This is a genomic window from Cyanothece sp. BG0011 (assembly GCF_003013815.1).
Taxonomy (GTDB): Bacteria; Cyanobacteriota; Cyanobacteriia; order Cyanobacteriales; family Microcystaceae; genus Crocosphaera.
The window spans coordinates 1-18,838 of the sequence record NZ_PRLH01000116.1; the positions used below are offsets into that span (position 1 = coordinate 1).

The following is an 18,838-nucleotide window of genomic DNA, read 5'->3' on the forward strand; positions in this document are numbered from 1 at the left end:
CCAAGTCCCCTGGGGTGATTAAAATTATCACCACGAAAATCGACCGACCATTGTTAAACCGACCAATAATTTTATGGCCTCAAAAATTTACGAGGCCCGACTCCCCTTATCCGATAATCAAATTCACTACGGTGGGCAAATTATTGGTTTAGTGGTAGCCCAAACCTTTGAACAAGCCCGTCATGCAGCCCATTTAGTTGAAGTCGAATATAACAGCCAAACCCCCACCATAGACCCAGAAGAAGCCATATTTAAGGATGCTCCCCCGATGTTTGGGGAAGACATGACCTTTGAAAAGGGGGATTTTCAGGCCGGGGACTTATCCCATGCCATGGACCAAGCAGCGGTTAATATTACCGCCACTTATAAAACCGCCACGGAATTACAAGCCCCCATGGAACCCCACCCTATTATTGCTCACTGGGAAGGGGAAAATGGTTTGACGGTCTATGAACCCTCCCAGTGGGTGGTGGGAACTCAGCAAACCTATGCAGAATTATTTGACTTATCTAAGGACCAGGTTCGCATAATTACCCCGTTTATTGGTGGGGGGTTTGGCTCGAAAGTCTTTCCTTGGTCTCATGGCATTCTTTGTGTGGCGGTGGCCCGTGAATTGCAACGTCCGTTAAAAGTGGTTCTCAGTCGTCGGCAAATGACCGCTAATGCTGGCCATCGTTCCCAAACCGAGCAAACTATTGGCATCGGAGCCAATAATGACGGTACCTTGCTGGCTATCGACCATTTAGCGAAATCTGTCACTTCCCCGGTGGATGTTTTTACTGAACCCTGCACCGGCATCACCCCGGCTATGTATAAAGCGGATAATTTACGAACCCGACAAGAACTAGCGGTGATGAATGTGGGAACCCCCACTTTTATGCGTGCGCCAGGGGAAAATCCGGGGTTATGGGCCTTGGAGTCGGCTATGGATGAATTGGCCTGGACTTTGGATATAGACCCCATAGAACTCCGTTTAAAAAATGAAACCCATGAACATCAGCGTAAGGGTTTACCTTTTTCGGCTAAAGCTTTTGCTGAATGTTTACGGGTGGGGGCTCAAGAGTTTGGCTGGTTTCAAGAACTCCGTCAAGTTCGTTCTCTGAGTCGTGATGGCCAACAAATTGGTTGGGGAATGGCTGCCTCTACGTTTCCGGCGTTGCGAGGTAGGGCGACAGTGACGGTGCGGTTATTGGCTGATGGTAGCGCAGAGGTGTTAACCAGTGCCAATGATATGGGAACGGGATGTTATACCATTGTGGCCGGAACCGCTTCGGAAATTTTACAATTGCCAGTAGAACGGATACGGGTCAAAATAGGGGACTCTTCCCTACCCAATGGGGGTATGGCCGGGGGGTCTCAAATGACGGCAACCCTGGTTCCTGCAGTGATGGCTGCTTGTCAAGAACTTCTGAAACAGGCTCAAAGAACGACGGCCACAGAGGCGTTAGAATACTTGAAAATGTCGGGCCAAGAAGCCATAGAAGGCACTGCTTCATCCTCTCCTGGAGAAGAAGGTCAAAAATGGGCGTTTCAGTCTTGGGGGGCGCATTTTTGCGAGGTGAGTGTTGATGAGGAGATTGCTAGATTAAGGGTTAACCGTTGGCTGTCGGTGATGAATGTGGGGCGTGTCATGAACCCGAAAACGGCAGCGTCTCAGGTGCGAGGGGCTGTGATTATGGGTATCGGTCATGCTTTGATGGAAAACTGTGATTTTGACCCTAATTTAGGGCTTCCGACCGTTTATGACCTAGCAACTTATGATTATGCCACCCATGCAGATGTTCCTCGCATTGAGGTTATTTTTGTGGGAGAACCTGATTATAATTTTAATCCGGCTGGGGTGCGAGGGTTAGGGGAAATTGGTATTACTGGGGTTTCAGCTGCGATCGCTAATGCTATTTATCATGCCACAGGTAAGCGTATTCGTGAGTTACCCATGACACCGGATAAGTTAATGATTAATAATTAAAGGAATATTAGAATGAGCATTATTTAGAAAAATTTTAGTTAATCATGTATCTTGTTTACTCATCATTAAATAATCTGTCTAGATTCCGATAACCGTTAATAATCCTAACAATAACAATACCTTCATTATGAGGATAATAAAAGATGATATAGTCTTTAACTAAAAATCCTCGTAAATTAGGCCTAATTTGGGAATAGGATTTTCCCATTTTCGGAAAATTGGCAAATAATTTACATTTTTGGCGAATCCCATCAAATAAATTACTCGCAGAACGAGGATTTTTTTGGGCAAGATAATCACAAATTTCATTAATATCTTTAACTGCATCCTCAGAAAATTGATAATTTGCAATTATTCCAATCCATATTCATTCTTTAATCTAGTTTGTAACTGTTCAAAAACTAATTCTCCATCGGTTACATTTTCAGCTAACATTTGTTCAGTCGCGCTATCAATTTTTTGGCGTAATTCCTCTAGTTCACTGTCAAGTTCATTATTGTCTTCAGCTAAAATAATGATTTCCACTTTTTGACCTGCTTTAAAGGGTAAATCTGATAATATTAATTGCTGAGAGTTATCAATTATCACATATTTTTTGTAAGCATTCATAAGTTACTCCTGGTAATTAATTTTAATTTTTACGAATTTTTATATTTGTTAAATCAGACAACTATGCAAATAACAAACGACCTTTAGGTTTAGGTATTTCTTTTCCTAGTTCTTTTGCAGTTTCTATCCATTCTTGAATAACAATTTCAGCATTTTGTACAGCTTCTTGATAGGTTTCTCCATCAGCCATACATCCAGCTAACTCTGGTACTTCGACAATAAATGCTTGATCTTCTTCACTCCAATAGATAATTAATTCATAACGAATTTTCATCTTTATCTCCTAATTTATACTTTAAAATCAGATTACGAATCTGTTTAACTTGATAGCTTTTTGCTTTTCCTTGTTTGGGTCGAATATTTAATATTTCTTCAATTCCCTCTTGAGTAAAAATGTGATGACTACCTCGTAGTCTCTCATCAAAACCGAGTTTTTTAAGAAGTTGACAAAGTTGTTCAAAGGGAATATTAGCATCAGCATTACCAAGAAGAATTTTAATTAATAATTTATCTTGTTTACTCATCAAGTTTATCCGATGTTAATTCATTGTTACCATCTTTTTTGATAAATTTATTTACATATTCTAAGTATAACTGAGAATTTTATAGTACAATAGTTTTTATACTGAATACCAGCTATTAAGGATAGAAAAGATAGTTAGAGGAATTAGATAAGATGTATCTTAAGGATATTTTACTAGAAAATGTCGCTTCGATTGACTTTTTAGATGTTACTTTACCGTTTAATAATGATGGAACACCACAACCTATTATTATTGTCGGGGTAAATGGTTCAGGAAAAAGTGTTTTATTATCTTATATTGCTGATGCTTTAGTTGAGTTTGCTAGGGTAGCTTATCGTGATATTGTACCTGCAAATTCTGCCGTAGGATTGCCTTATTTTAAAATATTCTGAGTTTAAAACATCCTTTGACTATTATAAGAAAACAAAAGCATTTGAAGATGAAATCGAAGAAAAAATCAAATCAGGTAATAAACCTAAAGTATTAACAGAAGGAGAAACAGATCCTATTTATATCAAAACTGCTTTAGAATTATTAGGATATCAAGCTATTTTAGAGCAAGTTGATATTGAATGGGTAGGAATGACAATAGGGAAAGGTCAAAGTCTTAACACTGGAAAAAATGCACTAAATAATACGAAAGCTGTTTTAATTGCTAATCCTGATTACCTTAACAGAAAAACATTATTACTGTATGATTGTGATACCCAAAAACCTAATGAAGATCATGAGTATTTAATGATTAGATGTCTTCAAAGACGACAACCAGCAAAAGTTACCAATGGGATTGAAAATTTAATACCTGATGAATTATTAGAAGACCGATTTTATCAAAGAAAAGAAGGAAAAGATGGTGGATATACGATGGCACTAAACAAAAGTCAATTGTGTAAATGGATATGTGAAGAAAGAAAAAAGCCTGATGATTTTATACACTTTCAAGAAATTATTAACATCTTACAAGAATTTATAGAATAAAATAGAAAAAGAACTATATAAACAATTGAAGTGAGGTATAAATAAATGACAGCAACAGATATTAAACAAGAACTATTAAACAAAATCGAAAAATTACCAGATTCTCGCTTGCAAACAGTTTTACAATTTGTCAACGAATTACCTGAATTTAAGGAAACCTCATTAGATGATATTGCTGACGAAAATGAAGATCCTTTATTGGGTTTTATTGGTCAAGGTAATCAGGGTTCTTTAGCACAGAATATTGATGAAGAATTATATGGAAAATAAGCTATTTATTGATACTTGGGGATGGTTGACTCTTTATGATAGAGACGAAACAAGACATCAGGAAACGACTCAATTTTATCAACAGTTTCGTTCCCAAAAAGGAATTATCTATACAACTGACTATGTTTTAGATGAAACGTTTACTCTCTTGTTTAAAAGAGTGTATGCAGACAAAGCAAAAGAGTCTATGCAAATTTTAACCAATGCCTTTCAAAGACCCGATTTTAATTTAATTTGGATTGATAAGGTACGGTTTATGAAAGCTCAATCTTTTAGGATTAAATTTCTTGATAAACCTTATATTTCTTTCACTGATTTAACTTCAATGGTAGTAATGGAAGAGTTAAAAATTTCTCAAGTTTTAACGGAAGATGCTCATTTTATACAAGTGAATCTAGGATTTGAAAGAGTCCCTTAGACAGACAGATTTATCAAATTTTGTCAATTATTGATAAAATATTGATTATCTTTAAGGTGGGGAGTGCATAGCCCTACAAAGTTAATTAAACTTACAAAAAAAAGAAGCATCTTAAATTTAAGATGCTTCTAAAAACTATCTTAGATAGTGATTATTTAGAGTCAGACTCAGAAAATTCGGCATCAATGACATCATCGCCACCGCCGGACGCTCCACCACCAGGAGGGGTACCAGCATCACCACCAGGGGCTGCACCAGGTGCGCCACCGGCTTGTTGATAGACACTGCTACCAATGCTGTAGAGGAGTTGTTGTAACTCTTCGGTTAAAGATTTGATCTTATCATCATCATCTTGAGCGATCGCATCTTTGAGGTCTTTAATTAACCCTTCGGCCTTAGTTTTGTCTCCAGCAGGAACTTTATCCCCTAACTCAGTCAGTTGTTTATCTGCTTGATATACTAAAGAGTCAGCTTGGTTCTTGCGGTCAATTTTTTTCCCGACGTTCCTTATCTGCGCTGGCGTTAGCTTCTGCTTCTTGAACCATGCGATCAACTTCGGTATCGGGTAAAGTAGAAGCACCCGTAATACTGATAGACTGTTCTTTACCGGTTCCTTTGTCTTTTGCAGTAACGTTAAGGATACCGTTAGCATCGATATCAAAGGTTACTTCAATTTGAGGAACGCCACGGGGTGCAGGGGGAATACCATCTAAACGGAATAACCCTAAATCTTTGTTATCTTTGGCCATTTCCCGTTCCCCTTGAAGAACGTGAATTTCTACGTTACTTTGACCATCAACGGCAGTTGAGAAGACCTCAGATTTTTTGGTAGGAATGGTGGTGTTACGGGGAATAATTTTGGTCATGACACCGCCGAGGGTTTCAACACCCAGAGATAGAGGTGTTACGTCCAACAGAAGGATATCTTTCACTTCACCGGCTAACACACCCCCTTGAATGGCTGCACCCATGGCGACCACTTCATCAGGGTTAACCCCTTTGTTGGGTTCTTTGCCTAAGATTTTTTGAACTAATTCTTGTACCGCAGGAATACGAGTTGAACCCCCAACCAGAACCACTTCATCAATATCGCTGTTGCTCAGTTTAGCGTCTTTCATCGCCTTTTCAACAGGGATTCGAGAGCGATCGATGAGATCAGAACAAAGTTCTTCAAATTTCGCCCGTGTTAAGGTGGTATCGAGGTGTTTAGGCCCTTCTTGGGTAGCGGTGATGAAGGGGAGGTTAATCTCGCTTTGAGTAACGCTAGACAGTTCAATTTTAGCTTTTTCCGCTGCTTCGGTTAACCGTTGCAGTGCTTGCTTATCTTTGCGAAGATCGATCCCTTCGTTTTTCTGAAAATCTGCTGCTAAATAATCAACAATTTTCTTATCAAAGTCGTCACCCCCTAGGTGAGTGTCTCCGGAGGTTGCTAATACTTCAAATACCCCGTCACCCACTTCTAGAATGGATACGTCGAAGGTTCCACCCCCTAAGTCAAAGACTAGGATGGTTTCGTTACTCTTTTTATCTAATCCGTAGGCTAAAGATGCAGCGGTAGGCTCGTTAATAATCCGTTTTACTTCAATTCCCGCGATTTTACCCGCGTCTTTGGTTGCTTGACGCTGAGAGTCGTTAAAGTAAGCAGGAACGGTGATCACTGCCTCGGTAACGGTTTCGCCGAGGTATTTACTAGCATCTTCAACTAACTTACGTAGAACCTGGGCTGAAATTTCTTCCGGTGCAAATTGTTTGCTTTGGGCCGGACAATCTAATTTAACGTTTCCGTTGCTGTCCCGTATGACCTTATAAGAGACTTCTGTCGCTTCGTTGGTGACTTCTTCGTGTTTGCGACCAATGAAGCGTTTAACTGAATAAAACGTATTTTCAGGGTTCATCACCGCTTGACGCTTAGCGATCTGTCCGACCAAGCGATCGCCGTTTTTGGCGTAAGCGACCACAGAAGGGGTAGTACGAAAGCCTTCCGCGTTAGCAATAACGGTGGGTTTCCCCCCTTCCATTACTGCGACACATGAGTTTGTCGTTCCTAAGTCAATTCCAACAACTTTTCCCATATCCTATACTCCTTAATTACTATATGACTTACTCAATGCTGTTAATCAGCTTAAGTATTAATAATGGGTTTCTCTGAGTATTTTTCACTCATATCTATGGTGACGGGATCGGGGTTATGTAGGGTAGTGTAGGTTTCCGAACCTAGGAATGACGGTCTTTCTTCTCATGTTAACAACTGGTGTGTGTCGGGGAGTATTATAGTCGTGCAACACCGCTTTCAAATAAATTTTATCAGCGTTAAATGTAACCTCTCAGCTAACAGTAACAAAAGTGCTAACAGTAACAAAAGTTTTACAAGAAGAATTTTAAAAATTTTTTACCAAACGAAAGCCGATATGAGTGGTTCCGGTATCCGGTGACTGAGACTCTCTCGCAGCCGGACGATAACGACTACAATAATTTTTTGCACAGAGATGAGACCCCCCTTTAATGACATGAACTAGCTTATCCTGTGGCTTTTTCGGGTCATATCCCACTTCAGGTCCTTTCGGGTTGGTTTGATGCGCCATATTGTCCCGTTCCACTTGATACCAGTCTTTGGTCCATTCCCAGACATTCCCAGACATATCATAGAGTCCATAACCATTCGGGGGAAAGGAGGCAACTGGGGCTGCACCGAGATAACCATCTTCTTTCGTATTAAAGAAGGGAAAAAGACCTTGCCAAGTATTGGCGTTTTTTGCCGAATATTGATCCCCCCAAGCGTATTCTTTCCCCTGGAGTCCCCCTCGCGCTGCATATTCCCATTGTGCTTCGGTGGGTAGCTGTTTTTGCGCCCATTGGGCATAAGCTTGAGCATCGTCATAGGAAATATGAACCACAGGATAGTTATCTTTGCCCATAATGTTGCTATCGGGACCATAGGGATGCTGCCAGTTTGCCCCCGTTACCCAATGCCACCAACTGAGATAAGCAACCCGTTGAATGCCTTCTGCTGGGGGTTGAAACACTAAAGATCCGGGTTTTCTCTGTTCGTCGGGGAGGTTGGGAAACTGTTCTTTTGATAAGGGACGTTCTGCTACGGTTTTGTAACCGGTTGCTTTGACAAATTGGCTAAATTGTGCATTCGTAATTTCATGGGTATCGATGCAGAAACTATCAACAGTTACATCATCAACGGGTTTTTCTTCAATAAAGTCTGAATTATCCGATCCCATGCGAAAGGTTCCCCCAGGAATATAAGTCATTCCTTGGGGACAAGAAATAGAGGGTTCAGCCGCTACGTTTGAAGGATTTAATAACAGGAAGAAAGATAAAAATAGGATTAAGATAAATTCTTTCATTGGTCTCAATAGTTACGATTGACTGACAGAATTTGATGGTAGTTTAGCCAGTTGGCGTTTACTCCAAAAAGAGTAAGGAAAAGCGGCGATCGCTCCTAGGATGGCATAGGTAACCAAAGCAGGAATAAAGGGCTTTGCTGTCCCATTTATGAGTAGAATAAATAACACTAAACCAATATTTCGCGCTACACTGGCAATGGCTAACCCTGATCTTTCTTGCACTTCTGTGCCTCCTAAAAAATGTCCTATGGCTAAGGCTGCGATCGCTGTAATTAAAATGGCCATCATCGATACAATATCTAATTTCAAAATCAGAGAAATAGCAATAGGTAATATCATTAAAACCATAATGATAAACAATATATTCGCCAAAATAGAAAGAGGTTGACTAATCTTTTCACTCCATTGAGGTTTCATTTTTTTGAGTAAAACACCCAGGCCAATGGGTAAAAATTGGACTTGAATAACTTGTTTTGCTACTTCTATGGCCTTCACTTTAATGGGTAAATCAAAAATACTATTAAAAAGACTCAATGTTAACGGTGTAATAATAACCGCAAGGATAGCCAAGGTTAATTGAAGACTGGTTGAATAAGGGGTACTAACACCAGCCATTTCAGATCGTTTTGTGGTTAAAGGGGCCCCTGGAGATGCGGCTAAAATAGCCAATACTGTGGCTGATTCTGGCGGTAATTTTAACACCCATAATAACAAAAAGACAATGAGAGGAACTAAGACAATAACGGCTACTAAAGAGCGTAATAATTTCTGAGGATCGCGCCACAAGAAAATCAATTTGTCCTTAGAGAAATTTACGCCAATGGCTAACATTAACGTAAATAAAGTAACTTTAACAAAAATCGCAAAAAAAGGACTATTCATGATATTTCTATTAGTTAGAAGGAAAAGGGAAAACTTGTTTAAAATCTTCTTTCATACTAATTATTTTCCAGTTATATTCTTTAGCCAGTTTCAAAGCTTTTTCAGTGCCTTTAGTATAACGATATTCTCGAATTTCGTCATCATGATGTAATAATAATGCTAAAGAGGGTTGATGATTAATAACAGTATATTGCATCATTTCAATATCACCGTTTGAGTTACCGACAGCAATGATCGGTTTTTTACCAATAAAACGTTCAATATTAACGGGTTTACCTGCTTGATCATTCATGGGTTCAATGAGTTGAGGTTGACGAATAAATTGAGAATGATTAGAAATAATTTCGTATTTTTTAACTATGCTAGAACCTATAACGTTTTCAGGCGTTATTTTATAAACTTCTTCAGCAAAAATCCGCATAAAATCTAATCCTCCTGCGGAACAAATATAGGTTTTAAACTCATTCTTTTGTAAATAAGCGAGTAATTCAAGCATGGGTTGATAAATCACTTGTTTATACAATTGATTAAACCGAGGATGTTTAGCCGTCTCTAAAAATTCCCTAGCTTCTTGTTCAAAGTCTGTTTGACTCATTCCTGCGTGAGTTATCATTACCATTTCTAACAATTCATTAACCGTTAGATTTTCTAAGTATTGTTGATCGTTTTCTAAGACAGCTTTAAACGGTTGTTCGTCTTGCCATTCAGGAAAGTTAGGGGCTAATGCTTTAATACGAGAAAGGGTAAAAGCTGCTTGAAAATACATGGGTTTTTCTGCCCATAATGTCCCATCATTATCAAAGGTAGCAATCCTTAATTCTGGAACAATATAATTAGAATTGTTAGGATCACTAACCGTTTCAACAAAGTTGATAATGGTTTGTTTATTCGTTCCTTCATTCCAAGACGGTAAAGGATCACTCCCAAGGGTTTGAGCCATAGAAATATTTAAAACAGTAATATTTAAGATCAGAACTATGATGATTAATTGTATTACCTTTAAACAACATTTTTTAAACATGATTGGCTGATAAGATTATTGTTAAGTAGGGTGGGCCATGCCCACCTTACAGTTAAAATTAACGGTCAAGATTGATGGTAACTTGATCTAAATTTCCAGTGAAATCAAAGGGAGTCTCATAAGCTTCTGTCACAGGGGTTCCGGTATCAAAACCAACGTCAAAGGTTTCATCAAGAGACAGACGGTTAGGTAAGGTTTTCTCCACTCTTCCACTGCCAATTTTACGATTATTGGCGTAAAGGGTCACATTTCCCCCCGAAAAAGGTTGATCTGCGTCGGTTTTATAAACGGCTTTAAGTTTCACCTTGCCAGTAGGGATAGACTCAGTGGAAACGATGTCGTAATTAGCAGTATCCGCTAGGTTATAGCTATAAACTAGCTTACTGTCTTTAATAAAGAGTCCGTAACCCCCAAAACGACCCCCGTGGGTCATTAATACCCCTTCTGCACCCCCATCAGGAATGACAACATCAGCCGTAATGGTATGATTTTTATGTTTCACATCGGGGGCTGAGCCTTCGGTAATGCGTAAATGATCGGGATAACTAAAGTTAGTGCGTCCTTCTGTTAAACTAGGCCGTAAATCTACCCGAAACCGCTCCGTTTTACGGGCATCTAACGGCAATACATCATATTTTGCTGCTTGAGCATAAAATAAGTCTTTCATCTCCTGCAACTTATCCGGCATTTCCTCAGCAACATCCACAGCTTGGGTAAAATCTTCATCAATATGATACAGTTCCCAATCAAGATGAAGTAAGTCTTTTCCTGATGGGTTAGGGTCCCAAGGAATACTATTCAACGCACTAGCCATCCATCCATCATGATAAATTCCCTGATTCCCTAACATTTCAAAGTATTGGGTATTATGACGGGTTTTAGCTTTTGCGTCATCAAAGGTATAAACTAAGCTGGTTCCTTCAATGGGTTTTTGTCCAATACCGTCAACTTCTACCGGGGGTTGAATACCAATAGCCTCTAATATGGTAGGAGCAATATCGATGATATGACTAAACTGATAACGAGTTTCCCCTTTATCTTTAATACGCGCAGGCCAAGAAACGGCCATGGCGTTACGAGTTCCCCCAAAATGGGAAGCCACTTGTTTAGTCCATTGAAACGGCGTATCCATGGCCCAGGCCCAACCGGCAGGAAAATGGTTAAAGTATTTAGGACCTCCTAAGTCATCTACCGCAGCCAGTTTCGTCTCTAAATCTTCGGGTAAGGCATTAAAGAAGGTATTTTCATTTAATAATCCTTCTAAACCCCCCTCTGCACTGGACCCATTATCTCCGGCAATGTAGAAGACTATCGTATTATCAAGAATACCTAAATCATCGATCGCTTGCACCACTCGACCCACTTCGTAGTCAGTTTGTGCAGTGAACCCGGCAAATACTTCGGCCATCCTTGCATAAACTTTTTGCTCCTCTGCTGAAAGGGAGTCCCAAGCTGGTAACTCCTTCGGACGAGGGGTTAAGATAGCGTCTTGGGGAATAACGCCGAGTTTCTTCTGTCTTGCAAAGGTTTCTTGGCGATATTTGTCCCATCCTATGTCAAATTGTCCCTTAAACGGGTCGCTCCATTTTTGGGGGACTTGGTGAGGCGCATGGGTGGCACCAGTAGCAAAATAGGCAAAGAAGGGTTTATCGGGGGAAATAGAATGAACTTGACGAATATAGTTGATGGCATGGTCTGCAAGATCAGTCGTCAGGTGATAAGGAGAGCCATCAGCGTTAGTTTTTGGGGCTTCTAAGCGCGTGGTATTCTCCACCAAAGCGGGAGTATATTGATCCGTATCTCCTCCCACAAAACCGTAAAAATAGTCGAATCCTTGGGCGTTTGGCCAATGGTCAAAGGGTCCGGCCATACTGGTTTCCCAGTCGGGAACATTATGATTTTTGCCAAACCAGGCGGTCCCATAACCATAGTCTTGTAAGATTTTGGAAAAAGGGGCCGCACTTTTGGGAATAATGCCCGAATATCCAGGAAACCCGGTGGCTACTTCTTGAATAACCCCCGTTCCTACAGAATGATGGTTACGTCCGGTGAGTAAGGCTGCACGGGTAGGGGAACATAACGCTGTTGTATGAAATTGAGTGTAACGTAAGCCGTTGTTAGCAATTTTATCTAGGGTAGGGGAGGGAACTGCACCGCCAAAGGTTCCAAACTGTCCGTATCCCACATCATCGATGAGAACCAGTAAGATATTAGGGGCATTTTCGATGCCGTAGTTAGAGGGTAGCTTTAATTCGGGTTTAACCGCTTCTGAGTCTTTGTAAGTTAATCCGATGTTACCGGTAAAGGGTTTATCGGGATGGGGTATTAACTCTTGTGCTAATACCGGCGTTAAGGTTGTTTCTAAGGAAAATGTGAGGGCGATCATGGTTATGGCGATCGCTTTTAAAATAGATTTAAACATCGTTATTTCTTTGTTGTAATTTAGTTAAGCAAGATGATCTTGATCAAGGGTTTAGTAGCAAAAGAGTAAACTGCTTGCATTTTATAAGAAAACCCAATTCGCTAAGATTAAAACAAGGCAAGAGGCAAGAGGCAAGGAACAAAAACCTAGAAAACTGTTAAATAATTAATGTAATTAAGAAAACAACACCAATCAATCATTCTGTAACGATGTTGAATGATTTTGTCTTAATAGTCAACTTTTTTTAACTTGTGATTAATAATTTTGACCTCTTGATCCTTTGTTTTGTCATTATCGTGAACCGTTTTGTAACGGCGATCGATAATTTTGACTTATTGATCAATCATTTTGTACCAGTGATCAACAATTTTGCACGATTAACCAGTGATTCTACAACGTTAAATAATGTTACAACTTGATTCAATTGAATTATCCAGAGGGAATAACTAAATTATCAATCTTGTCTAGGGGTTTAATCCTATTCAATCCCTAATAATTTTCAACTTTTGACTGTAAAATCATGCCGATTAGAGAAAAAACTGACCTTTTTTTACACCGCGCACAAATTGCCATTGATAACGCTTTAACTTTTGTAGAAATCCAAACCTATTTGAATCAATACGGTTACACCAAAATTAAACTACAAGAAGGTAAAAAACTTTATACCCTTGCTCTAGAAGCTTATCAAAAACAACAACAAAAATACGGGGAACAAATGAGTTCAACCGAAACCGTTCACCAACTGTGGAAAGACGCAAAATACAGTTATATGCGGTGTATTAAAATTGCTAGAATTGCTTTTAAACATGACAGTGGTGTTGCCCGAACATTAGGGTTAAATGGACGACGAAAAACAACATTATCAGGATGGTTAAGTCAAGCTAAGCAGTTTTATCAAAATGCTTTAAATGACCCCGAAATTATTAAAAAGTTAACGGAATATGGTATTAGCAAAACTAAATTAGAAATTGCAAAAACTGATACGAATCTCCTAGAAAACGCTAGTTTAATTCAAGAAAAAGAAAAAGGAGACGCACAACACGCAACAGATATTAAAAATCAGGCCTTAGAAAACTTACGTCTTTGGTTAGCTGATTTTATTGCGATTGCTAAAATTGCTTTAGAAACGGAACCGCAACTATTAGAAGGATTAGGGGTTTTAAAACGTTCGTAAAATGTTATTGTAACTTTAGCAGTAAAGTGGTCAAGCAATTTTTTTCTGATGTAGAGATTGCTTTTATGAGAACCAATTAGGACATAATAATATTATGTCCCTACAAGAGGAATTTGTAGGGGTTTAACAATGTTAAACCCTTTCTCACAACTGAAAACTGATTGCTATATTAATTAAATCAATTTTCTTTTTTCGAGATTCTACTTAAATTTGTTTTTCACGATGAATGGCACTAGAAGGATTATTTTTAATTTATTATCACCCCTCGCCATGACAAGTTACGATTGTAGTAAAAAATGTTTAACAGTGTTAAAATCTGCACAACATTATTTAAGATAAATAATTATGGGAAAAACTGGTTTAATTACACAATTTTCTCAAACACTAGCAATGTTTTGTTTATCTTGGTTAACCTTTGAAGTGTTAATCAACCGTAAACCCGTTAAGGGGTCTCCTTTTCCTCTCAAACCAACTGAAACTAAAGTGACTCCTAAGCCTAAATTTTTGAGTAATCATCCCATGGGACAGGTTAACTCAGTTAATCAATTAAAAGATATTGCCCCTGGAGATTGGGCTTATGAAGCCTTAAGAACTTTAATTGAGCGTTATAGTTGTATAGAAGGATATCCTAACTTAACTTTTTACGGAGAACGGTCCTTAACCCGTTGGGAGTTTGTAGCCGGGTTAAATGCTTGTTTAACCACCATTGAACGGTTATTGCAAAATAATGTAGCAGTCTTAAGAGAAGATATTGAAATATTTAAACGCCTTGCAAAAGCCTTTGACGAAGATTTACAGGTTATTGGGACTCGCTTAAGTAACTTAGAAAACCGTACCGCTTATCTCGAAAATCATCAATTTTCTACCACGACAAAACTCGCCGGTTCGGTGGTATTTTCTGCCAGTGATGTCTATGGAACGGATAACCGTAAAAACAACGCTATCCTAGACTACCGAAGCAATTTTAACTTTATCACCAGTTTCACAGGGAAAGACTTATTAATTAGTAGTTTCTTTGCAGGGAATACCCCTTTAGATATTAGTTTTAACCTTGCAACGACCGACGTTCCTACTCCATCAGGAATTACATTACCTTTACCCACAGCAGAAGGCACGTTATCCTCTCAGTTTGCAGGAAATACTAACAACCAGTTAAAGTTACTATCCTTTCAATATACCTTTCCTGTTAATGACAAACTAAGACTTAATTTTGCTGGTAGTATCACCGCTTTCCATCCCTTAGTCCCTACTCTCAACCCTTATATAGACGACCTTGACGGGGGGAAAGGGTCAATTTCTGAGTTTGGACAACGGAACCCTATCTATGCAGCCAGTGGGGGGGGAACGGGGTTAATGCTGAATTATAAGTTTACAGAAAGCTTAAAACTTTCGGCTGGTTATTTAGCCGATGGTTTAACTGCAGGGAACCCCCGTCAAGGAAATGGCTTATTTAATGGCGGTTATGGGGCTTTAGGCCAGTTAACCTGGGATTTAACAGACGGTTTTTCCGTTGCCGGGGTGTATGTTAACGAATATGCGCCCCCCGGACGATTTGGCTTTAATTATAATGGCTTAGGAGTCAGTGGAACCGCCGTTGCTAACTCTTTAGCCGGGCAAGATATTCCTGGAGGGGGACTTTTTGGGGTTGAACAGTTTCCTGTTATTAGTAATGCTTATGGTGTTAATGTTTCCTGGCGAACCAGTCCAGAATTTACGGTTAACGGTTGGTTTACGACGACTAACGCCCGTTTAATCGGTCGAGGAGATGGTGATATCTTAACCTATGCCTTAACCTTTGCCTTTCCTGACTTGGGAAAAGAAGGAAACTTACTCGGTTTTGTAGTAGGTGCGCAACCCTATTTAACGGATTTTGAAGGAGGAAACCCCCAACCCTTTGAGGTAGATATTCCCTATCATCTTGAGGCATTTTATCGTTATGGCGTGAACGATAACATTTATATTACCCCTGGTTTTATTTGGTTATTGGCTCCCAACCAAGATAATGATAACGCCACTGATTTTATTGGAACCATTCGCACCACTTTTACTTTTTAATAAAAGCAACAAATTAAAGAAATTTTCGATAAATTGGTCTATACTCTAACTAAATTTATCCATTTAAGAATATTATGAAGTTTATTTCATCATTTCGGATAACCGGTATTTGTTTATTAATAGGTTTTTTAACAGTCATTACTGCCCCTTGGGTTTATTCACAAAGTTTAGACTTTAACAATATAAATCAGGGGATAACATCATCAATTATTATTGCTCAATCTTCAGAAGAACCCGAAGCCTCTGTAACGGATGAAAACGGAGACAAGACAACAGAAGAAGAAGAAGAAAAAAGTAGCGAAGAAGTTGAAGAAGCAGATGTTTTATTGGATGGCAAAACAGTTTTTACCATTAAAAGTGCTTTAGGGGATGTTTCTCCAGAAAATCGTGCGAAAGCAACAATGGAAAGACTAGAAGAAGTTGCTCAAAATTCAGCTATCCTCCCAGAAGAAATTAACAGCACTAATTTAAAAGATTTAGAACTAATTCAAGCAGATGATCTGATAATAACAGCTTTTTCAGAAGAAGATGCCGAAGCAGAAAATATGCCTCTTTCTCAATTAGTGGATGAGCGTCTTGAACAAATCATAACTGCTATTACTGAGTATCGAGAATCTAGAACTCAAGAATCTATTTTGTGGGGAACAATTAAAGCGGTTATTGCCACAATTATCGCTTTTATTACTTTATATCTCTTCAATAAAATTCTTCCTTCTATCTTTAATCGTATCCGAGCTTGGCAAAGAGAGAGATTAGACTCGGTTGAATTTCAAGGCTTACAATTTATATCGGGTCGCCAAGTTGCTAAATTTATTTCTTTTGTTTTTACTCTAATCCGAGTCTTTTTAGTATTCTTAGTTTTCTATATTTATATTCCCCTCGTTCTCAGTTATTTTCCTTGGACTCAATCTATTGGAGTTAAGTTACTGAATGGTTTTTGGGGAGCGATTAATTTAGTTTTTGGTGGAATTATTGCTTATTTACCCAACCTATTTATTATTGCCGCTATCGGAATTCTTGCTTATTATTCTATTCGGTTTGCTGACTTTTTCTTTAAGGCAGTTCAACAAGAACGCATCCGAATTAATGGCTTTTATCCAGAGTGGGCAAAACCGACTTATAACCTGACAGTGTTCTTTATTATTGCGTTAGCAGGAGTTCTTATTTTTCCTTACTTACCGGCATCAAGTTCGGCAGGGTTTCAAGGGATATCTATCTTTGCTGGAGCTTTATTTACCTTAGGTTCAACGGCAATTATTGGTAATATTGTCAGTGGAATTGTTCTGATTTATACCCGTGCTTTTCAACTAGAAGATGTAATTACGGTGAATGATAAAACCGGTCGCGTTGTTGAAAAAACCATGCTAACCACACGCATTATGACCCCGGATAATGAAGTGATTACCATTCCCAATGCGACGCTTCTGGTGAGTGATATTACTAACTATACTGCTTCAATTCGCGATCGCAAACAACCTTTAGTCTTAAAGACAACCATTACTTTAGGCTATGATGTTCCTTGGCGAAAAGTTCATCAAGTTCTCATTGATGCAGCGAAAGAGAGTGAGGGAATTCTGCAAACCCCTGAACCCTTTGTGTTACAAACCAGTTTAGATGATTTTTATGTGGCTTATACCATAAAAGCCTTTACTAATACCCCTGAAAAAATGGCGTTAATTTACTCAGCACTTCATCAAAGTATTCAAGATAAGTGTAACGAAGCCGATATTGAAATTCTTTCACCTCACTATCGGGCCGTTAGAGATGGCCATCAAATTACTATCCCTGAAAATTATCTTCCTGAAGATTATCAAGCGCCGGGATTTCGTTTTGAATCGTTAGGAAATATATTAAAGAAAAATAATGATCATCAAGACCAATAGGACAACCTTCTATCTACTTATCCTTGCCATAATCATTGTCATGACCACTGTATTTTCTAATATTTTTCCTGGCCAAGCTGTTAGTCCAACGCCTCCAAGTTCAACAGAAGTTTGTGAGATTATTACGTCTATGACTCATGCAGAAAACACCGATAAATTATTATCTTTATTAGATACAAATCGTTCAGAAATAACCCAGAAACTGATTGCGATGAAAAGAAATATGGAACAGTACGAAGCAGAAGGATATGGGTGGCAAAATGTTTTAGATAGCTCCAGTGGCCTTGAGCCTCGCCCTGGTTCCTGGCTTCTGGGAGCCTTACGTATGGCCTGCGAGGATTAGTTATTGAAGTTAATTAAGTTGTAAAAGGTCTTCTAATATCAGTGCTTGGATATGAATACCGATAAGAATAATCTCTATTCCTAAAGCTAACTGCATGACCCCTAAAACCAGTCCTGCTATTTGTAAAGTAGGCAATTTAATGGCTTTGAGAATAGGACGAGCAAATAACATCGCCAACAAATTTAAAACCATGACTAGAATGAGCATGACCGGAACAATAAAAGGACGGTCAGAAATGCGATTATTAAACACCATTAAAATTAAAGCCAAGGCAATGCCATAAGGAGGCAAAATGGTGGGAAAGGTGAGAGGATTGATTAACAGTTTCATTGAGGGTTCCAGCAGTGGTTCATTACTTGTTGACCCTTTGTATTGAGACATCACTGCTTGTAACGAGGCCAGGAATAACATAATACCGGCAGCCATCAACAATGCAGACATACTCACAGTCCATCTAGTGAGAATGTTGCCACCAATGAGAACCACTAAGACAATAATAATGGTGGCTAACCCTGCACCATTAAGGGCTAAACTTTTGCGTAGGTCATCATCAGCATTTTGGGTCAGTTTGATAAAAGTAGGAATAATTTTAACTGGTCCGAGGGTAACAAAGAAGATAATAAAAATATTACCGGCACTTAAAACGCCCCGAAATTGTTGTAATTCGGTGAGGTTTTGCCGTTCCCAACTTTGATATCTGTCGGGTCTGGTTTAGGGGACTCCGTTTCTAAGTCAGCTTGAGCGAACAAAATGGGTTGCTCTTGAGGGGTTGGGTTTCTATAACTCTATTGGTTGGGGAAGTCGCAACAACAGGAAAATTGACTGAGAACCACAGGGTTAATACAGTAATCAAAGATAAGATAACCGGCATCAAGAAACGCTTTGTCAAGGGAAAATGGGAAAAAACCTTATATTTCATTAAAAACCTCGTTAA

At 39.0% G+C, this 18,838-nt stretch carries 17 protein-coding genes and 2 pseudogenes; 9 read left to right on the forward strand and 10 right to left on the reverse strand.

Annotated elements, in window-relative coordinates:
• Nucleotides 1-1,969: pseudogene (locus tag C4E06_RS15240) on the forward strand (xanthine dehydrogenase family protein molybdopterin-binding subunit); the annotation flags it as partial.
• A gap of 55 nt (nucleotides 1,970-2,024) precedes the next feature.
• On the opposite strand, the gene C4E06_RS15245 reads toward C4E06_RS15240, so the two are convergent.
• From C4E06_RS15245 to C4E06_RS15260, 4 genes are all read right to left on the reverse strand, one after another.
• Nucleotides 2,025-2,336 (reverse strand): type II toxin-antitoxin system RelE/ParE family toxin, encoded by a 312-nt coding sequence (locus C4E06_RS15245; RefSeq protein WP_370051343.1) that lies wholly within the window; start codon nucleotides 2,334-2,336, stop codon nucleotides 2,025-2,027.
• Nucleotides 2,321-2,578, reverse strand: a complete 258-nt coding sequence (locus C4E06_RS15250; RefSeq protein WP_107668850.1) for a hypothetical protein — start codon at nucleotides 2,576-2,578, stop codon at nucleotides 2,321-2,323. The genes C4E06_RS15245 and C4E06_RS15250 overlap by 16 nt, the downstream gene beginning before the upstream one ends.
• 61 nt (nucleotides 2,579-2,639) lie before the next feature.
• On the reverse strand, nucleotides 2,640-2,852 hold the full coding sequence (locus C4E06_RS15255; protein WP_107668851.1) for a type II toxin-antitoxin system HicB family antitoxin: 213 nt from the start codon (nucleotides 2,850-2,852) through the stop codon (nucleotides 2,640-2,642).
• Nucleotides 2,836-3,102, reverse strand: coding sequence for a type II toxin-antitoxin system HicA family toxin (locus tag C4E06_RS15260; protein ID WP_107668852.1), 267 nt, complete (start codon nucleotides 3,100-3,102; stop codon nucleotides 2,836-2,838). Before C4E06_RS15260 ends, C4E06_RS15255 begins: the two co-directional genes overlap by 17 nt.
• 152 nt (nucleotides 3,103-3,254) lie before the next feature.
• Here C4E06_RS15260 and C4E06_RS15265 point away from each other — a divergent pair, with 152 nt between their 5' ends.
• From C4E06_RS15265 to C4E06_RS15280, 4 genes are all read left to right on the forward strand, one after another.
• On the forward strand, nucleotides 3,255-3,494 hold the full coding sequence (locus tag C4E06_RS15265; RefSeq protein WP_107668853.1) for a hypothetical protein: 240 nt from the start codon (nucleotides 3,255-3,257) through the stop codon (nucleotides 3,492-3,494).
• Between the two features lie 190 nt (nucleotides 3,495-3,684).
• A complete protein-coding gene (locus C4E06_RS15270) occupies nucleotides 3,685-4,080 on the forward strand; it encodes a hypothetical protein (protein WP_107668854.1) in 396 nt (131 codons plus the stop codon).
• 45 nt (nucleotides 4,081-4,125) lie between these two features.
• Entirely contained in the window at nucleotides 4,126-4,350 is a 225-nt protein-coding gene (locus C4E06_RS15275) for a hypothetical protein (RefSeq protein ID WP_107668855.1), read from the forward strand.
• Nucleotides 4,340-4,768, forward strand: a complete 429-nt coding sequence (locus C4E06_RS15280) for a type II toxin-antitoxin system VapC family toxin (protein WP_107668856.1) — start codon at nucleotides 4,340-4,342, stop codon at nucleotides 4,766-4,768. The genes C4E06_RS15275 and C4E06_RS15280 overlap by 11 nt, the downstream gene beginning before the upstream one ends.
• 151 nt (nucleotides 4,769-4,919) lie before the next feature.
• Here C4E06_RS15280 and dnaK read toward each other — a convergent pair.
• The 5 genes and pseudogenes from dnaK to C4E06_RS15305 form a co-directional block, all read right to left on the reverse strand.
• A pseudogene (gene dnaK / locus C4E06_RS15285) lies at nucleotides 4,920-6,840 on the reverse strand (molecular chaperone DnaK).
• 306 nt (nucleotides 6,841-7,146) lie between these two features.
• Entirely contained in the window at nucleotides 7,147-8,124 is a 978-nt protein-coding gene (locus C4E06_RS15290) for a formylglycine-generating enzyme family protein (protein ID WP_107668857.1), read from the reverse strand.
• A gap of 12 nt (nucleotides 8,125-8,136) precedes the next feature.
• Nucleotides 8,137-9,006 (reverse strand): bile acid:sodium symporter family protein, encoded by an 870-nt coding sequence (locus C4E06_RS15295; protein WP_107668858.1) that lies wholly within the window; start codon nucleotides 9,004-9,006, stop codon nucleotides 8,137-8,139.
• 10 nt (nucleotides 9,007-9,016) lie between these two features.
• Nucleotides 9,017-9,946 (reverse strand): HAD family phosphatase, encoded by a 930-nt coding sequence (locus C4E06_RS15300; RefSeq protein ID WP_198648712.1) that lies wholly within the window; start codon nucleotides 9,944-9,946, stop codon nucleotides 9,017-9,019.
• Between the two features lie 139 nt (nucleotides 9,947-10,085).
• A complete protein-coding gene (locus C4E06_RS15305; protein WP_107668860.1) occupies nucleotides 10,086-12,449 on the reverse strand; it encodes an arylsulfatase in 2,364 nt (787 codons plus the stop codon).
• 520 nt (nucleotides 12,450-12,969) lie between these two features.
• Here C4E06_RS15305 and C4E06_RS15310 point away from each other — a divergent pair.
• The 4 genes from C4E06_RS15310 (at nucleotide 12,970) to C4E06_RS15325 (ending at nucleotide 17,904) form a co-directional block, all read left to right on the forward strand.
• A complete protein-coding gene (locus C4E06_RS15310) occupies nucleotides 12,970-13,623 on the forward strand; it encodes a hypothetical protein (protein ID WP_107668861.1) in 654 nt (217 codons plus the stop codon).
• A 345-nt stretch (nucleotides 13,624-13,968) separates the two neighbouring features.
• Nucleotides 13,969-15,678 carry an iron uptake porin gene (locus C4E06_RS15315; RefSeq protein WP_107668862.1) on the forward strand — a complete coding sequence of 570 codons (1,710 nt, stop codon included), beginning with the start codon at nucleotides 13,969-13,971 and terminating at the stop codon, nucleotides 15,676-15,678.
• Between the two features lie 74 nt (nucleotides 15,679-15,752).
• Nucleotides 15,753-17,561 carry a mechanosensitive ion channel family protein gene (locus C4E06_RS15320; protein WP_107668863.1) on the forward strand — a complete coding sequence of 603 codons (1,809 nt, stop codon included), beginning with the start codon at nucleotides 15,753-15,755 and terminating at the stop codon, nucleotides 17,559-17,561.
• Nucleotides 17,562-17,601: 40 nt separating this feature from the next.
• Complete coding sequence (locus C4E06_RS15325) at nucleotides 17,602-17,904, forward strand: hypothetical protein (protein ID WP_157951164.1); 303 nt, start codon at nucleotides 17,602-17,604, stop codon at nucleotides 17,902-17,904.
• A gap of 9 nt (nucleotides 17,905-17,913) precedes the next feature.
• Here C4E06_RS15325 and C4E06_RS15330 read toward each other — a convergent pair whose 3' ends face one another.
• Nucleotides 17,914-18,531, reverse strand: coding sequence for a MarC family protein (locus C4E06_RS15330; RefSeq protein WP_339376982.1), 618 nt, complete (start codon nucleotides 18,529-18,531; stop codon nucleotides 17,914-17,916).
• Nucleotides 18,532-18,838: the final 307 nt, after the last annotated feature.